17 protein-coding genes are annotated in these 13,300 nt (G+C 72.8%); 4 read left to right on the forward strand and 13 right to left on the reverse strand.

The features are described 5' to 3' along the window. Nucleotides 1–3 precede the first annotated feature (3 nt). Together JMJ55_RS15465 and JMJ55_RS15470 are read left to right on the forward strand one after the other, a co-directional pair. Nucleotides 4–582: a LysE family translocator gene (locus JMJ55_RS15465; protein ID WP_202826478.1), complete on the forward strand. Its 579-nt coding sequence runs from the start codon at nucleotides 4–6 to the stop codon at nucleotides 580–582. Nucleotides 583–613: 31 nt separating this feature from the next. Further along, entirely contained in the window at nucleotides 614–2,143 is a 1,530-nt protein-coding gene (locus JMJ55_RS15470; protein WP_202826479.1) for an AMP-binding protein, read from the forward strand. Here JMJ55_RS15470 and JMJ55_RS15475 read toward each other — a convergent pair. The 12 genes from JMJ55_RS15475 to JMJ55_RS15530 all read right to left on the reverse strand — a co-directional run bounded on the left by JMJ55_RS15475 (nucleotide 2,049) and on the right by JMJ55_RS15530 (nucleotide 11,852). Then, on the reverse strand, nucleotides 2,049–3,416 hold the full coding sequence (locus JMJ55_RS15475) for a hypothetical protein (RefSeq protein ID WP_202826480.1): 1,368 nt from the start codon (nucleotides 3,414–3,416) through the stop codon (nucleotides 2,049–2,051). The genes JMJ55_RS15470 and JMJ55_RS15475 overlap by 95 nt on opposite strands. Further along, entirely contained in the window at nucleotides 3,413–3,796 is a 384-nt protein-coding gene (locus JMJ55_RS15480; RefSeq protein WP_202826481.1) for a VOC family protein, read from the reverse strand. Before JMJ55_RS15480 ends, JMJ55_RS15475 begins: the two co-directional genes overlap by 4 nt. Continuing rightward, nucleotides 3,793–4,248 carry a molybdenum cofactor biosynthesis protein MoaE gene (locus JMJ55_RS15485; protein WP_202826482.1) on the reverse strand — a complete coding sequence of 152 codons (456 nt, stop codon included), beginning with the start codon at nucleotides 4,246–4,248 and terminating at the stop codon, nucleotides 3,793–3,795. Before JMJ55_RS15485 ends, JMJ55_RS15480 begins: the two co-directional genes overlap by 4 nt. Further along, a complete protein-coding gene (gene moaD, locus JMJ55_RS15490; RefSeq protein ID WP_202826483.1) occupies nucleotides 4,245–4,496 on the reverse strand; it encodes a molybdopterin converting factor subunit 1 in 252 nt (83 codons plus the stop codon). Before moaD ends, JMJ55_RS15485 begins: the two co-directional genes overlap by 4 nt. 8 nt (nucleotides 4,497–4,504) lie before the next feature. Then, the gene (locus tag JMJ55_RS15495) at nucleotides 4,505–5,191 is read right to left on the reverse strand and encodes a hypothetical protein (RefSeq protein ID WP_202826484.1); all 687 of its coding nucleotides are present in this window, start codon (nucleotides 5,189–5,191) and stop codon (nucleotides 4,505–4,507) included. Between the two features lie 92 nt (nucleotides 5,192–5,283). Next, nucleotides 5,284–5,886, reverse strand: coding sequence for a CDP-diacylglycerol--glycerol-3-phosphate 3-phosphatidyltransferase (pgsA, locus tag JMJ55_RS15500; protein ID WP_202826485.1), 603 nt, complete (start codon nucleotides 5,884–5,886; stop codon nucleotides 5,284–5,286). Between the two features lie 50 nt (nucleotides 5,887–5,936). After that, nucleotides 5,937–7,817 carry an excinuclease ABC subunit UvrC gene (gene uvrC / locus JMJ55_RS15505; RefSeq protein WP_202826486.1) on the reverse strand — a complete coding sequence of 627 codons (1,881 nt, stop codon included), beginning with the start codon at nucleotides 7,815–7,817 and terminating at the stop codon, nucleotides 5,937–5,939. A gap of 293 nt (nucleotides 7,818–8,110) precedes the next feature. Next, a complete protein-coding gene (gene folB / locus JMJ55_RS15510; RefSeq protein WP_202826487.1) occupies nucleotides 8,111–8,524 on the reverse strand; it encodes a dihydroneopterin aldolase in 414 nt (137 codons plus the stop codon). Continuing rightward, nucleotides 8,521–9,300, reverse strand: coding sequence for an SDR family oxidoreductase (locus JMJ55_RS15515; RefSeq protein ID WP_202826488.1), 780 nt, complete (start codon nucleotides 9,298–9,300; stop codon nucleotides 8,521–8,523). The genes folB and JMJ55_RS15515 overlap by 4 nt, the downstream gene beginning before the upstream one ends. A 32-nt stretch (nucleotides 9,301–9,332) precedes the next feature. Further along, a complete protein-coding gene (locus JMJ55_RS15520) occupies nucleotides 9,333–10,595 on the reverse strand; it encodes a DNA polymerase IV (protein ID WP_202826489.1) in 1,263 nt (420 codons plus the stop codon). Next, a complete protein-coding gene (locus JMJ55_RS15525; RefSeq protein WP_202826490.1) occupies nucleotides 10,595–10,966 on the reverse strand; it encodes a hypothetical protein in 372 nt (123 codons plus the stop codon). The genes JMJ55_RS15520 and JMJ55_RS15525 overlap by 1 nt, the downstream gene beginning before the upstream one ends. Next, nucleotides 10,956–11,852, reverse strand: coding sequence for an ROK family protein (locus tag JMJ55_RS15530; protein ID WP_202826491.1), 897 nt, complete (start codon nucleotides 11,850–11,852; stop codon nucleotides 10,956–10,958). The genes JMJ55_RS15525 and JMJ55_RS15530 overlap by 11 nt, the downstream gene beginning before the upstream one ends. Nucleotides 11,853–11,893: 41 nt before the next feature. Between JMJ55_RS15530 and JMJ55_RS15535 the strand changes: the two genes are divergently transcribed. Together JMJ55_RS15535 and JMJ55_RS15540 are read left to right on the forward strand one after the other, a co-directional pair. Continuing rightward, a complete protein-coding gene (locus JMJ55_RS15535; RefSeq protein WP_202826492.1) occupies nucleotides 11,894–12,127 on the forward strand; it encodes a sulfurtransferase TusA family protein in 234 nt (77 codons plus the stop codon). Further along, a complete protein-coding gene (locus JMJ55_RS15540) occupies nucleotides 12,124–13,050 on the forward strand; it encodes a histone deacetylase family protein (RefSeq protein WP_202826493.1) in 927 nt (308 codons plus the stop codon). The genes JMJ55_RS15535 and JMJ55_RS15540 overlap by 4 nt, the downstream gene beginning before the upstream one ends. Here JMJ55_RS15540 and JMJ55_RS15545 read toward each other — a convergent pair whose 3' ends face one another. Beyond that, nucleotides 13,051–13,293 carry a hypothetical protein gene (locus JMJ55_RS15545; protein WP_202826494.1) on the reverse strand — a complete coding sequence of 81 codons (243 nt, stop codon included), beginning with the start codon at nucleotides 13,291–13,293 and terminating at the stop codon, nucleotides 13,051–13,053. Nucleotides 13,294–13,300 lie beyond the last annotated feature (7 nt).

A 13,300-nucleotide genomic window follows, 5' to 3' on the forward strand; every position in this document is an offset into this window, starting at 1 on the left:
GGCATGGAAGCCGCCTGGCTCGCCTCGGCCACCGGCTTCGCCCTGGCGATGTCGGCGACGCCAGGCCCCAACAATGCGATGGTCGCGGCCTCGGCGGTGAATTTCGGGCTGCGGCGGAGCCTGCCGCATATGCTCGGCGTCTCCATCGGCTTCCCGGCGATGCTGGTGCTGGTGGCGCTGGGGGCGGGGGAGGTGCTCGCCGCCTCGCCCGGCCTCCAGGCGGCGCTGCGCTGGGTGGGGGCGGCCTGGATGCTGTGGCTGGCCTGGAAGATCGCCACCGCGGCGCCGGCCGCACCGGGTGCGACGCCGCGTGGCCGGCCGCTGACGCTGCTGCAGGCGGCGCTGTTCCAATGGGTGAACCCCAAGGCCTGGGTCATCGCCGGGGCGGCCATCCTCGCCTATGGCGCTTCCCCGCTCCTGGCGGCGATCTTCGGCCTGGCCGCCTTCGGCAGCCTGCTGCTCTGGGCGCTGGTCGGGCTCGGCGCGGCGCGGGTGCTGCGGCGGCCGGGGGCGCTGGTCTGGTTCAACCGGGCGATGGCGGCGCTGCTGGTGCTGTCCCTGGTGCCGGTGCTGCGGGGCTGACATCCTTCCGCCCAAAGCGGGAGGAGATCGAATGGCTGGATTCCAGCATGGCATGCCGGGGCCCTTCGCCGGGATGGACCTGCCCTGGCTGCTCGCGGCCAAGGCGCGGCAGCGGGGCGACCATCCCTTCCTGATCTGGGCCCCGGCTGAGGGACCCGATGAAATCTGGTCCTATGCCCGTTTCCAGGCCGAGGTCGGCCGGCTGGCGGCGGGGCTGGCGCGGCGCGGCATCGGCCCCGGCGATCCGGTCCTCATCCACCACGAGAATGCGCCCGCGTTGCTGCTGGCCTATTTCGCGCTCGCCGAGATCGGGGCGCTGGCAGTGCTGACCAATACCCGCGCGGCGCGGGATGAGCTGGCCTATTACGCCAGCCATTCCCGCAGCATCGCCGCGATCACCCAGCCGAGCATGGCCGGGCTGGTGGCGGAGGCGGCGCCGGCCTTGCGCTTCCTCACCGTGACCGGCACCGCCGACTGGGAAGCGCTCTTCGCCGAATCCGCCGACCGGCCGCGGCGAGCGCCGGAGCCGGAGCGGCCGCTCTCCGTCCTCTACACCTCCGGCACCACCTCCCGCCCCAAGGGCGTGGTCTGGACCCATGCCAATGCGCTCTGGGCGGCGCGGGTGAATGCGGCGCATGAGGGGCTGGTGCCGGGGGATGTGCACCAGGTCTACCTCCCGCTCTTCCATGCCAATGCGCTTGGCTATTCCATGCTGGCGACGCTCTGGGCCGGCGGGACGGTGGTCTTGCAGCCGAAGTGGTCCACCAGCCGCTTCTGGCCGGTGGCGCTGCGGCATCGCACGACCTGGGTCTCCTTCATCTGGTTCTCGCTGCGGGCGGTGCTGGAGGCGGAGATCCCGGCCGGCCATCACCTGCGGATGTTCGGCTTCGCCACCTCGGACCCGCCGGCGGCGGCGCGGCTGGGTGTGCCGGCGATCGGCTGGTGGGGCATGACGGAGACGATCAGCCACGGCATCGTCGGCAGCCTGCATGTGCCGAATCGGCCGGGCGCCATCGGCCGCGCCGCCCCGGAATACGACATCCGCATCCTGCGCGAGGATGGCAGCCCGGTCGCGCCGGGCGAGACGGGGGCGCTGTTCTGCCGCGGCGTGCGCGGCGTCTCCATGTTCCTCGAATATCTGCACGACCCAGCGGCGACGGCGGCGGCCTTCGATGCCGAGGGCTGGTTCGACACTGGCGACCTGGTGACGCTGCTCGATGACGGCTCCATCCAATTCGCCGACCGGGCCAAGGACATGCTGAAGGTCGGCGCGGAGAATGTCGCCGCCTCGGAGATCGAGCGGGTGGTGCTGGGCGTCGCCGGCGTGCGGGAGGCAGCGGTGGTCGGCCGCCCGCATCCGATGCTGGACGAGGTGCCGGTCGCCTTCGTGACCTTGGCCGAGGGCGTGGATGCGGCGGCGCTGCCGGAGGCGGTGATCGCCGCCTGCCGCGCCGCGCTGGCCGATTTCAAGGTGCCGCGGGAGGTGCTGGTGATCGAGGACATGCCGCGGGCGACGCTCGAGAAGATCGCCAAGGCGGAGCTGCGGCGGCGGCTCCGGTAGCGGGCCGCAGCACCAGCAGCGCCGCCAGCGGCAGCAGCCAGGCGAGGCGCGCGCCATAGCGGTCATGCGGGCCGGAGAGCCCGCCGGTGACCAGCGCGTTCACCGCGATGCCGGCCAGCACACACAGCACGAGGCCGAGCCGCGGCGCATCCCCCGCCCGCGCCGCCCACCAGCCGCCGAGCAGCGTCCCGCCGAGCCCCGCCAGCAACACCAGCGGATGCAGGATCAGGAAAGGCGCGGCCACGAGCGGCAGCACCCCGCGCGCCTGCAGGCCGGCGGCGAAGCGCGCCCCCTCGGCTGCCGGGAAGCCGAGCGCCAATTGCTTGCCGACCGAGCCAGCGAGATTCTCCGGTCCCAGCGTGTCGCCGACGCGGTTGCGCAGCAGCTGCCGTCCGCCATTCGCCAGCACCGCCCGCAGCACGCCCAAGGGCTCGCGCCGCAGGGTCTCGGCAAGGATGGCGGCGGCCTCCGGCGTAAGGCCGATCGGGCCGCCGGGATGGGTCCAGACCGGGCCCTCGCCGGACCAGAGGAATTCATCCGAGTCCTCCGGCAGGCGCCCGGCCCAGCGGCAGAGATGCCAGCCCGCCTCCGGGCAGCGCGCGGCGATGGTCCGCACGGCGGGGCCATCCGCCACCAGCCGGGCGAGGGGGAAGACGGCGCCATAGGGCGAGAGGGCGAAGCGCCCATGCAGCGCGAGATTGCCGAGCGGCACCAGCAGCAGCGCGGCGGCGAGCGGGACGGCGCAGCGCAGCGCGGCCCTCCCGCGCCAGGCCATCATTAGCAGGACCAGCGCCGCACCGAGCGGCAGATGCGAGGGATGCGCCGCCATGGCGAAGGCGGCGAGCGTCTGCAGGCCGAGCCGCTCGCCGCGCCCCAGCCGCTCCGACGCGGCACCGAGCAGGGCGAGGGCCAGCACCAGGCAGGGCGCCAGGATATCCGGCAGCAGCAGGCCCGCGAACCAGGGCGCCGCGCTGCCGGCGGCGAGCCCGGCGCAGACCAGCAGCAGGAACCCCGCCCCCGCCTGTCCGGCGACGACCCGCGCCGCCAGCCCGATCAGCCAGGCGAGCAGCAGCGCCTGTGCCAGGAGCGGCAGCCAGAGCGTCCATCCCGCGCCCAGCGCGCCGAGCGCCAGCCCATAGGCCGGCGGCTTGTCCCAGACCGGCCAGCCCTCGGCGGTCAGGGCCAGGAAGGCGCCGGTATCGCTGAAGACCAGCGGGTAGTGGTTCAGCAGCGCCGGCCAGGCGAGCAGCAGCGCGGCGACCGCCAGCCTCACCCCGCCGGGGCGGCGAAGAGTTCGACCACATTGCCCTCCGGGTCGGAGAGGCGCAGCAGCCGCGGCGGGGCGCCGGTCGGGCCGGGCGCATCCAGCACCGCGACCCGCAAGGTCAGCATGCGGCGATAAAGCCGGTCCAGCTCGGCATCCGCGATCGGGAAGGCGAGCAGGATGCCGGCATCGGATTGGCCGAAGGGAAACAGCACGTCGCCGCGCTGGCGCAGCACCAGCTCCACCACGCCGAGCGAGAAGCGCAGCGAGGAATCGCCGGCGCTGAGCGGCAGGCCGAGGATCCGGCCGTAGAAGTCCCGCAGCCGGCGCGGGTCGCGGCAGGGCAGCTCCACCCGGGCGAGCGGCCCGAGCGCCGAGCCGGAGTTCAAGCTGGGGCCCAGCGGGCGGTGGCGGCGTCATCCTCTGCCTTGGCCTCCACCCAGCGGGCGGTGCCGTCGGCCCATTCCTCGCGCTTCCAGAAGGGGGCGCCGGTCTTCAGCCAGTCGATCAGGAAGGCGCAGCTCTCGAGCGCGGCGGCGCGATGCGAGGAGGCGGTGAGCACCAGCACGATCGGCGCGCCGGGCGGCAGGCGGCCGACCCGGTGGATCACGGTGCAGCCGAGCAGCGGCCAGCGCCCGGCGGCTTCCTGGGCAATGCGGTCGATCGCCCGTTCGGTCATGCCCGGATAGTGTTCCAGGACCATCGCCGCCAGGCCGTCATCGGCGCGGCAGAGGCCGACGAAGCTGGCGAGGCCACCGACATCCGTGCGGCCCGCGGTGAGGCGGGCCGATTCGGCGCCCAGGTCGAAGGGCGCCTCCTGGATGGCGATGCGCGGCGTCATCCGCCCGTCACCGGTGGAAAGAAGGCAATCTCGTCATTCGCCGCCACGGGATGATCGGGGCCGGCGAAATCCTGGTTCACCGCGGCACGGATGGTGCGCGGATTGGCGAAGGCGCTGGCATGGCCGGGGCTGCGCGCCGAAAGCCAGGCGATCAGGCCGGCGACGTCGCGCACCGTCTCGGGCGGCGCGACCTCCTCCTCGGCCATGCCGACCCGCTGCCGCACCCAGGCGAAATAGAGCACCCGCATCGGGCGGCCTATCGCGGCGACGGAACGGTCGTCACCTGGCCGTTCGGACCGATGAGGGTGGTGGTGTTGCCGTCATTGTGCAGCGTGCCGGTGCTGCCATTGGGCGCGATATAGCCCTGCACGCGGTCGGTGCCGCCGGTGCTGGTGACCGGGCCACGCGGGGTCTGCACCACGCGCCCCTCGTTGCGCGGCGAGGGCGGGGCATTCGCGCCGGCCGGCGAGGGATAGACCGGGAAGCGCGGCGGGTCATTCGGCTGGAGCGCCGGCGGGGGCATGCTGCTGCTGCTGTTGATGCCGGCCGGCGCCGTGGGCGGGGCCGGCGGATCGGTGGGCTGCCAAGTGGAGCGGCCGGCCGGGCCCGACATCCGGTCCAGCTCGCCCGGGCGATAGGTCGGGATGTTGCGCATGGCCGCATCCGGATTGGCCAGCGTCGCGCGCGGGCCTTCCTGGGCGGGCCAGACATTGCCCGGCTCGACCTGGAGCGTGGCGAGCCGCGGCTGCTCGCCGCGGAGGCGGGCGACGGTCTCGCTCTCCTGGGGCGGCGTCGCCTCCATCCGGCCCCAGGGCGCGCCGATGGCGTCGCCGGCATTGGTGATGCCGTTCACGGCCTGGTAGCTGGCCCGGTTGGCCCAGCCGCAGCCGCCGAGCAGCGCCGCGAGGCCGAGCGCCGCCGCCGAGGGGAGGATCCGTCGCATGGTCGACTCCTGAAGCCTGGCCGGGCTGGTCCCGGCGCGGGCAATGCTGGAAAGATGCGCCGCCCTCGCACCAGTCTCAAGGGGCGCGAGGCTCACGGACGGGTGGCGGGCTCCGGCCGGCCCGGCGGCGGGGCGGCGCTACGCAGCCCGGCGCGGAGATAGTCCCAACCGGTGACGAGGGTGAGCGCCGCCGCGGTCCAGAGCATCGCCTCGCCGATCAGCGCGACCGGCAGGAAGGAGAGGTGGAAGATCGTGGCACCGGTCTCGCCGGCGATCAGCGTGCCGAGCGCGCCCATCTGGAAGCCGGTCTTCCATTTGGCCAGCCGGGTGACCGGCAGGCCGATGCGGAGCTCGGCGAGGAATTCGCGGAGGCCCGAGACCAGGATCTCCCGCAGCATGATGAGGATGGCGGGGTAGAGCGAGAGGCCGGGCAGCCGGCCGAGCCCGGCCAGCAGCATCAGCGCCGCGGCGACCAGCAGCTTGTCGGCGATGGGGTCGAGCATGCGGCCGAAGCCGGAGATGGATTTCCGCTGCCTCGCGATCTTGCCGTCGAAATAGTCGGTGATGGCGGCCGCCGAGAAGACGCAGCAGGCGGCGGCATCGGTCAGGGGCGTACGCAGCGCGACCAGCAGCACCAGCAGCGGGATGGCCGCGATGCGCGACAGCGTCAGCAGGTTCGGCAGGTCGGTGGGCATGTCGGCGCAGTCATGGCCGAGCGGCGGGCGCGGGGCAAGCCTCGGGAGGCTCAGCTATTCCCCGGATGGAAATGGTCATGGATCTTCCGCGCCACCGCCGGGCCGATTCCGGGCGCATTCGCCAGATCCTCCAGCGCCGCGTTCCGCACCCCGCGGGCGCTGCCGAAATGGTTCAGCAGCTTCCGCTTGAGCGCGCTGCCGACGCCCGGGATGTCGTCCAGCTCGGACCTGGTCAGGGCCTTGGAGCGGCCGGCGCGGTGGGTGGTAATGGCGAAGCGATGCGCCTCATCCCGCAGCCGCTGGAGGTAATAGAGGACGGGATCGCGCGGCGGCAGCTGGAAGGGCGCATGCCCGGTGCGGTGGAACCACTCCCGCCCGGCATCCCGGTCCGGCCCCTTGGCGACGGCGACCAGCGGGATGTCATGCGCGCCGAGCTCGGCCATGATCTCGCGGGCGGCATTCAGCTGGCCGAGGCCGCCATCGATCAGCACCAGGTCCGGCCAGGTGCCGCTCTCGCGCTCGGGGTCCTCCTTCAGGGCGCGGCCGAAGCGGCGCTCGAAGACCTCCCGCATCATCCCGAAATCGTCGCCGGGCTTCACCGGGCCGCGGATCGAGAATTTGCGGTAGGCCTGCTTCAGGAAGCCCGAGGGCCCGGCCGCGACCATGACGCCATAGGCATTGGCGCCCTGGATATGGCTGTTGTCATAGACCTCGATCCGCTCCGGCATGGCGGGCAGGTCGAACAGGGTGGCCACGCCCTGCAACAGGGTCTGCTGCGCCGTGCCCTCGGCCATGCGGCGCTCCAGCGCCTCGCGGGCATTGGTCTCGGCATGCTCGACGGCGGCGCGCTTGTCGCCGCGCTGGGGACGGTGCAGCTCCACCTTGCGGTTGGCCTTGATCGAGAGCGCCTCGGCGATCAGGCCGCGCTCCTCCGGCTCATGGCTCAGCAGGACCAGGGGCGGGGGCGGCAGGTCGTCATAGAGCTGGGCGAGGAAGGCGCCCATCACCTCCTCCGGCCCCTGGTCGCCCTTGGAGAGGAAATAGGGCCGGTTGCCGTTGTTGCGGCCGCCGCGGAAGAAGAAGACCTGCACGCAGGTCTGGCCGGCGAGCTGGTGCAGCGCCACCACATCGGCATCGCCGATGCCCTCCATATTGATCCGGTCGCGGCCCTGGATATGGGTCAGGCCGCGGATGCGGTCGCGGATGGCCGCCGCGCGCTCGAATTCCAGCGCCTCGGCAGCCTCCTCCATCTCCCGGGCCAGGGTCTTCTGGATCGAGGGGGTCTCGCCTGAGAGGAACTGCTTCGCGTCCCGCACCAGCTCCGCATAATCCTCCTTCGAGATGCGGTCGACGCAGGGGGCCGAGCAGCGGCGGATCTGGAACAGCAGGCAGGGCCGGTCGCGGCTGTCGAAGACCGTGTCGCGGCAGGAGCGCAACAGGAAGACGCGCTGCAGGGCCGTGAGGGTCTGGTTCACCGCCCAGGCGGAGGCGAAGGGGCCCCAATAGCTGGCGCCCTTGCGGCGTTCCCCGCGATGCTTGGTGATCTGCGGATAGGGGTGGTCCTCGGTCAGGACCAGCCAGGGATAGGATTTGTCGTCCCGCAGGACGATATTGTAGCGAGGCCGCAACTTCTTGATGAGGTTGGCCTCGAGCAGCAGCGCCTCCGCCTCGGAGGCGGTGGTGATGACCTCGAGGCTCCGGGTCTCATGGACCATGCGGCGCAGGCGTTCGGGCAGGCGGGCGATCTGGGTATAGGCGACCACCCGCTTCTTCAGCGCCCGGGCCTTGCCGACATAGAGCGCGTCGCCCCGGGCATCGAGCATGCGGTAGACGCCGGGGGAGAGGGGAAGGGTGGCGAGCGCCCGTTCGATCACCCGGACGCCTTCGAGCACCGGTGGGGCGTCATTCGGTGCGGAATCGGCTTGACTCATGGGAGTCGATTAGGGGGCGGCGGTTGCCGTGGACAAGGCGGGTTTCTCCACCGATCCTGTGGACAAGTCTGTGGACCGGCGGCGGGCATTCGCCGGAAAATGGCTGTCATCCGCCAGCCACACTGGTTTGCCCAAAAATTAAGCAATATCGCAACCCATTGAAAACGCTAGTTTCGTGTGTTTCAGCCTTGTTGCTGGCCAGTCAAGAGCCCTTCTTCACTTGACAGGCCCCGGACGCGCTCACGGCCAATTTTTCCGGTGGATGACTTTCGCGGCGAACCGTTGCCGACGTGTCATCCCATTGTCATCTCGGCTCTCACTCTCTCGATGACCACCCCGACGCTGGCAACATCGTGAAAGGCCTCGGGTTTCTCGACCGAGACCCGGGCGCGCTGCACCCGCGGATCGGCTAGGGCGGCCAGGGCGATGCGCTCGGCCAGGGTCTCGACCAGCAGGATATGGCCCGCCGCCACCGCGGCGCGGGCGGCGCGGACCACCCGCTCGTAATCCACCACCCGGCGCAGTTCGTCGGCACCGACCGAGGCGGGGGCGGCCTCGTCCTCCACCGCCAACTCCACGCCGACAATGACGCGCTGGGGCTGGGCCTTCTCATGCGGGTAGATGCCGAGGCGGGCCTGCAATTCGAGGCCACGCACGAAGACCAGGCGGAGCCGCCCGGCCGCATCGGGGGCGAAAGCGCCGCTCATTCCTCGGGCGCCCCGGATTCGGGGCTCGGCGCCCATTGCAGGTGCTGCCCGCCATCGAGGGCGATCATCTGCCCGGTCATCGAGGGCAGGGCGAGGATGGCGATCGCGGCACGGGCGATCTCCTCCGGGCTGGTGCCGTGGCGGAGCGGCACGGACTGGCACTGGCGGCGGAATTGCTCCTCGGTCTGGCGCGGGCTCGGCAGGGCGGGGCCGGGGCCGATGCCGTTCACCCGGATGCGCGGGGCGAGCGCCAGGGCCAGGGTCCGGGTCAGGGCCCAGAGCCCGGCCTTGGAGAGGGTGTAGCTGGTGAAATGCGGCGTCAGCGACCAGACCCGCTGGTCCAGCATGTTCAGCACCAGCCCCTCGGCCCCGTCCGGCAGGGCGCGGGCCAGGCCTTGGGCCAGCAGGAAGGGGGCGCGGAGATTGGGTTCCAGATGCCGGTCCCAGCTTTCGCGGCTGGCGTCGTGCCACTCGTCGCGCTCGAAGGTGCTGGCATTGTTCACCAGCACGCCGATCGGGCCGAGCGCGGCGGCGGCATCGGGCAGCAGGGCAGCCGTCTCGGCTTCCACACCCAGATCGGCACGCAGCGTCACGGCGCGGCGGCCGTGGGCGCGAATCGCCTCCGCCGTCTCGGCGGCGGCATCGGCGCTGCCGGCATAATGGATGGCGATGTCGAAGCCGGCCTCGGCCAGGCTGAGGGCGATGGCGCGGCCGAGGCGCTTGGCGCCGCCGGTGACCAGCGCCGCGCGCGGGATTGCGGGGGAGATCGGGAGCATGGCCTGGGCTGTAGCGCGGCGGCGGGCCGCCGTCACGCGCGGGGCTTGAGGCCGCGGCCCTGGACCACCGCGGCCTCGCCGAAGCGGGCCCGCAGCGCCTCCACCGCCTGCCAGCGGGCGGCACGGCGCGGTGCCTCGGGGTCGGCCAGGTCGCCGCGATCGGCGCCGGTGGCGGGGGCGAGGGGCTGGGCACCGATCCCGATCAGGCGGAAGGGGGTGCCATCGGCCTCCCGCAGCAGCAGCGGCCGGGCGGCGGCAAAGAGGGTCTCCGGCAGGCGGGTCGGGGAGGGGAGGCGGGCATTGCGGGTGCGCAGGGCGAAGCCGGCCGTCTTCAGCTTCAGCACCACGCCGGCGGCGGCCAATTCCTTCTCCCGCAGCCGGCGGGCCAACTTCTCGCACATGCGCCAGAGCGGCGCCTCGAGATCGGGGATGGCGGCAAGGTCGCGGTCGAAGGTGGTCTCGGCGCTGATGCTTTTCGTCTCGCGCTCCGGATTCACCGGCCGGCTGTCCTCGCCCCGGGCGCGGGCGGCGAGGCCCGGCCCATCCTCGCCGAAGCGCCGTGCCGCCTCGATCGGGGTGAGCGCCGCCAACTGCCCGAGCCGGGTGAAGCCCGCCGCCTCCAGCTTGCGGGCCAGCGCCGGCCCGACGCCCGGCAGCAGGGTGACGGGCTGCGGCGCCAGCCAGGCCGGTGCCTCGCCCGCGCCGATGACGGCGAAGCCGCGCGGCTTGTCCCGCTCGGCAGCGAGCTTGGCCATCAGGCGGTTGGCGGCGAGGCCGATGGAGACGGTGACGCCCACCTCCCGCTCCACCGCGCGGGCGAAGCGGGCGAGCACGGCGGCGGGCGGGGCGCGGTGCAGGGCCGCGGTCCCGCGCAGGTCGAGCACCGCCTCATCGATCGAGAGCGGCTGGACCAGGGGGGTGAGGCCCTCCATCAGGCCGCGGATCTGTCGGGCGGCGGCGGCGTATTTCGCCATGTCCGGCTTGATGACGACGGCATCGGGGCAGAGCCGGAGCGCCTTGAACATCGGCATGGCGCTGCGCACGCCGCGGGTGCGGGCGATGTAGCAGGCGGCCGCGACGACGCCGCGCTTGCCGCCGCCGACGATGACGGGCAGGGCCAGCAGCTCCGGTCGGTCGCGCTTCTCGATGCTGGCATAGAAGGCGTCGCAATCGATATGGGCGACGGTCAGGCTGAACAGCTCCGCATGGCGGACGAGGCGGCGGGAGCCGCAGGCGGGGCAGGCGGCCCGCGCCTCGGGGACCTCCCGGAAGCAGTCGCGGCAGAGGGCGGGCATCAGCGGAGCCGCAGCGCCGGCATGGCGCCGAAGGCGGCAAGCAGGCCAAGGCCGATCCAGCCGGCCGGCGTCGTGGCGCGCTCGGCCCAGAGGAGATGGCCGCGCACGGCCAGGTCGAGCGCCGATTCGGCCAGCACCAGCAGGACCAGGCCGGCCGCGCCCATGCCGAGCGGGGCCGGGCGGCCGAAGCGGCGGGCCAGCACCGGCGCCAGGATGGCCATGCCGATCAGCATCGGCACCGCCTCCAGCGCCGCCGCAGCGGTCGGGCCGAATCGCGGCGCCAGGACCAGCTCCCGCACCGGGCCGAGCAGGGCGCCGAGGCCGAACATCGCCGCGGCATAGGCGGCGCCGGCCCGCAGCTCAGCCGGCATCCCAGAGCCTGGCGGCGCCCAGCACGCCGGAACTGTCGCCATGCCGCGCCCGCAGCAACGGCGTCTCCACGACATCCGAGAAGACGAAGGCGCGCCAGCGCCGCGGCACTGCCTCATAGAGATGCGCCATGTTGGACAGGCCGCCGGCCAGCAGGATGCAATCGGGGTCGAGCAGGTTGATCACATGCGCCAGGGCCCGGGCCAGCCGGTCGGCATGTTGGGCCAGGGCGCAGGCGGCGGCCGCATCCCCGGCCTCGGCACGGGCGGGGAGGGGGCCGGCATCGCGGGCGCCCGGCCCATCGGCCGCGGCAGCGAGCGCCGGGCCGCAGAGGAAGGTCTCGATGCAGCCATGCCTGCCGCACCAGCAGGCGGGGCCGGGATACTCCTCGGGCATCATCCAGGGCAGCGGGTTGTGGCCCCATTCGCCGGCGATGCGGTTGCGGCCTTCCTGGATGCGGCCCCCGATCGTGATCCCGGCCCCGACCCCGGTGCCGAGGATGACGGCGAAGACGGTGCGGAAACCCGCCCCTGCGCCATCCGCCGCCTCGCTCATCGCCAGGCAGTTCGCGTCATTCGAGATGCGGACCGGGCGGCCGAGCCGGGCGGTGATATCAGCATCCAGCCTGCCACCATTCAGCCAGGTGGAATTCGCCCCGCGCACCAGCCCCGTCGCCGGGGAGAGGCTGCCGGGGATGCCGATGCCGACCGTGCCCGTGGCCCCCAGCTCCGCCTCGGCAGCCTCGACCAGCCCGCCGATCAGGGCGATGACGCCGGCATAGTCGGGCGGCGTCGGGGCGCGGCGGCGGAGGCGGATGGCCCCGGCCGCGTCCAGCGCCACGATCTCGGTCTTGGTGCCGCCGAGATCGATGCCGAGACGGAGTGCCATGGTGCTTGCCATCCTGGTGGGGCGGGTGCTGCACTCGCAGAATGTCGGAAACGCTGCTCGATGTGCAGGGGCTCTCCTGTCCCCTGCCGGTGCTCAAGGCCAACAAGGCGCTGCGCGGCCTGCCGCCCGGGGCGGCGCTGGTGGTGCTCGCCACCGATCCGGCGGCGCGGAAGGATTTTCCCGCTTTCTGCGCCGAGACCGGGCATGAGCTGGTCGAGGCGACCGAGGCCGAGGGGGTGCTGCGCTTCGTCCTCCGCAAGCGGGTGGCGGCATGAGCGTCCTGCTCCTCTCGCACCGCGCCTGCCTCCGGCACGACCCCGGCGACTACCACCCCGAATGCCCCGACCGGCTTCGCGCCGTGCTGCGGGCGCTGGAGGCGGAGGAGTTCAGCGACCTCATCCGCGGCGAGGCGCCGGAGGCCACGGTCGAGCAGCTCGAGCGCGCCCATCCGCGCAACTACGTTGACGCGATCATGCAGGTCCGCCCCGGCCCGGGCGAGAGCGTGGCGATGGATGCGGATACGGTGATGAGCGAGGGCAGCGCCGAGGCCGCGCTCCGCGCTGCCGGCGCCGCCGTCGCCGCGGTGGATGCGGTGATGCGGGGCGAGGTGCGGCGGGCCTTCTGCGCCACCCGCCCGCCCGGCCACCATGCCGAACCGGCCCGGCCGATGGGCTTCTGCTTCTTCGCCAATGCGGTCGTCGCCGCGCGCCATGCCCAGGCGGCGCATGGGGCGGAGCGCGTCGCCATCCTCGATTTCGATGTCCACCATGGCAACGGCAGCCAGGCCTGCGTCGAGGCGGATGGGACGATCCTCTATGCCTCCTCGCATCAATGGCCGCTCTATCCCGGCACCGGCGACCGGCGGGAGAGGGGGGTGGGCAATATCTTCAACGCGCCGCTGCGGCCGGGCGCGGATGGGGCCGAGTTCCGCGAGGCCTGGCAGGGGCTGCTGCCGGCGATCGACGGCTTCGATCCCCAATTGCTGGTGATCTCGGCCGGCTTCGACGCCCATGCGCGCGACCCGCTGGCGCAGCTCCGCCTGCGGGAGCCGGATTTCGCCTGGCTGACCGCCGAGCTCTGTGCCATCGCGGAGCGGCGCTGCGGGGGGCGGGTGGTGAGCCTGCTGGAGGGCGGCTACGACCTCGATGCGCTCGCCAGCAGCACGGCGGCGCATGTGCGGGTGCTGATGCGGGCTTGATCAGAAGGGATAGGCCGGGATACCGCGCCTTCGGTCGTTCTGCCGGTTCCAGCGCTCATGCTGGTCGCGGGTCAGGTTGCGCCGGGCCTCGCGCGGGCCGTTGATGGCGCGGTCGGTCGCCTCCTTCTCCCGCTGCCGGGCCCACCAGGCCTCGAGTTGACGCTGCCGCTCGGCCGGGCTGGGCTCGGCGAGCGCCGCGGCGGGGGCGAGGAAAAGGCTGGCGAGGAAGAGGCGCCGCTGCATTCCCGCC

The sequence above is a fragment of the Belnapia mucosa genome (assembly GCF_016775475.1).
Lineage (GTDB): Bacteria > Pseudomonadota > Alphaproteobacteria > Acetobacterales > Acetobacteraceae > Belnapia > Belnapia mucosa.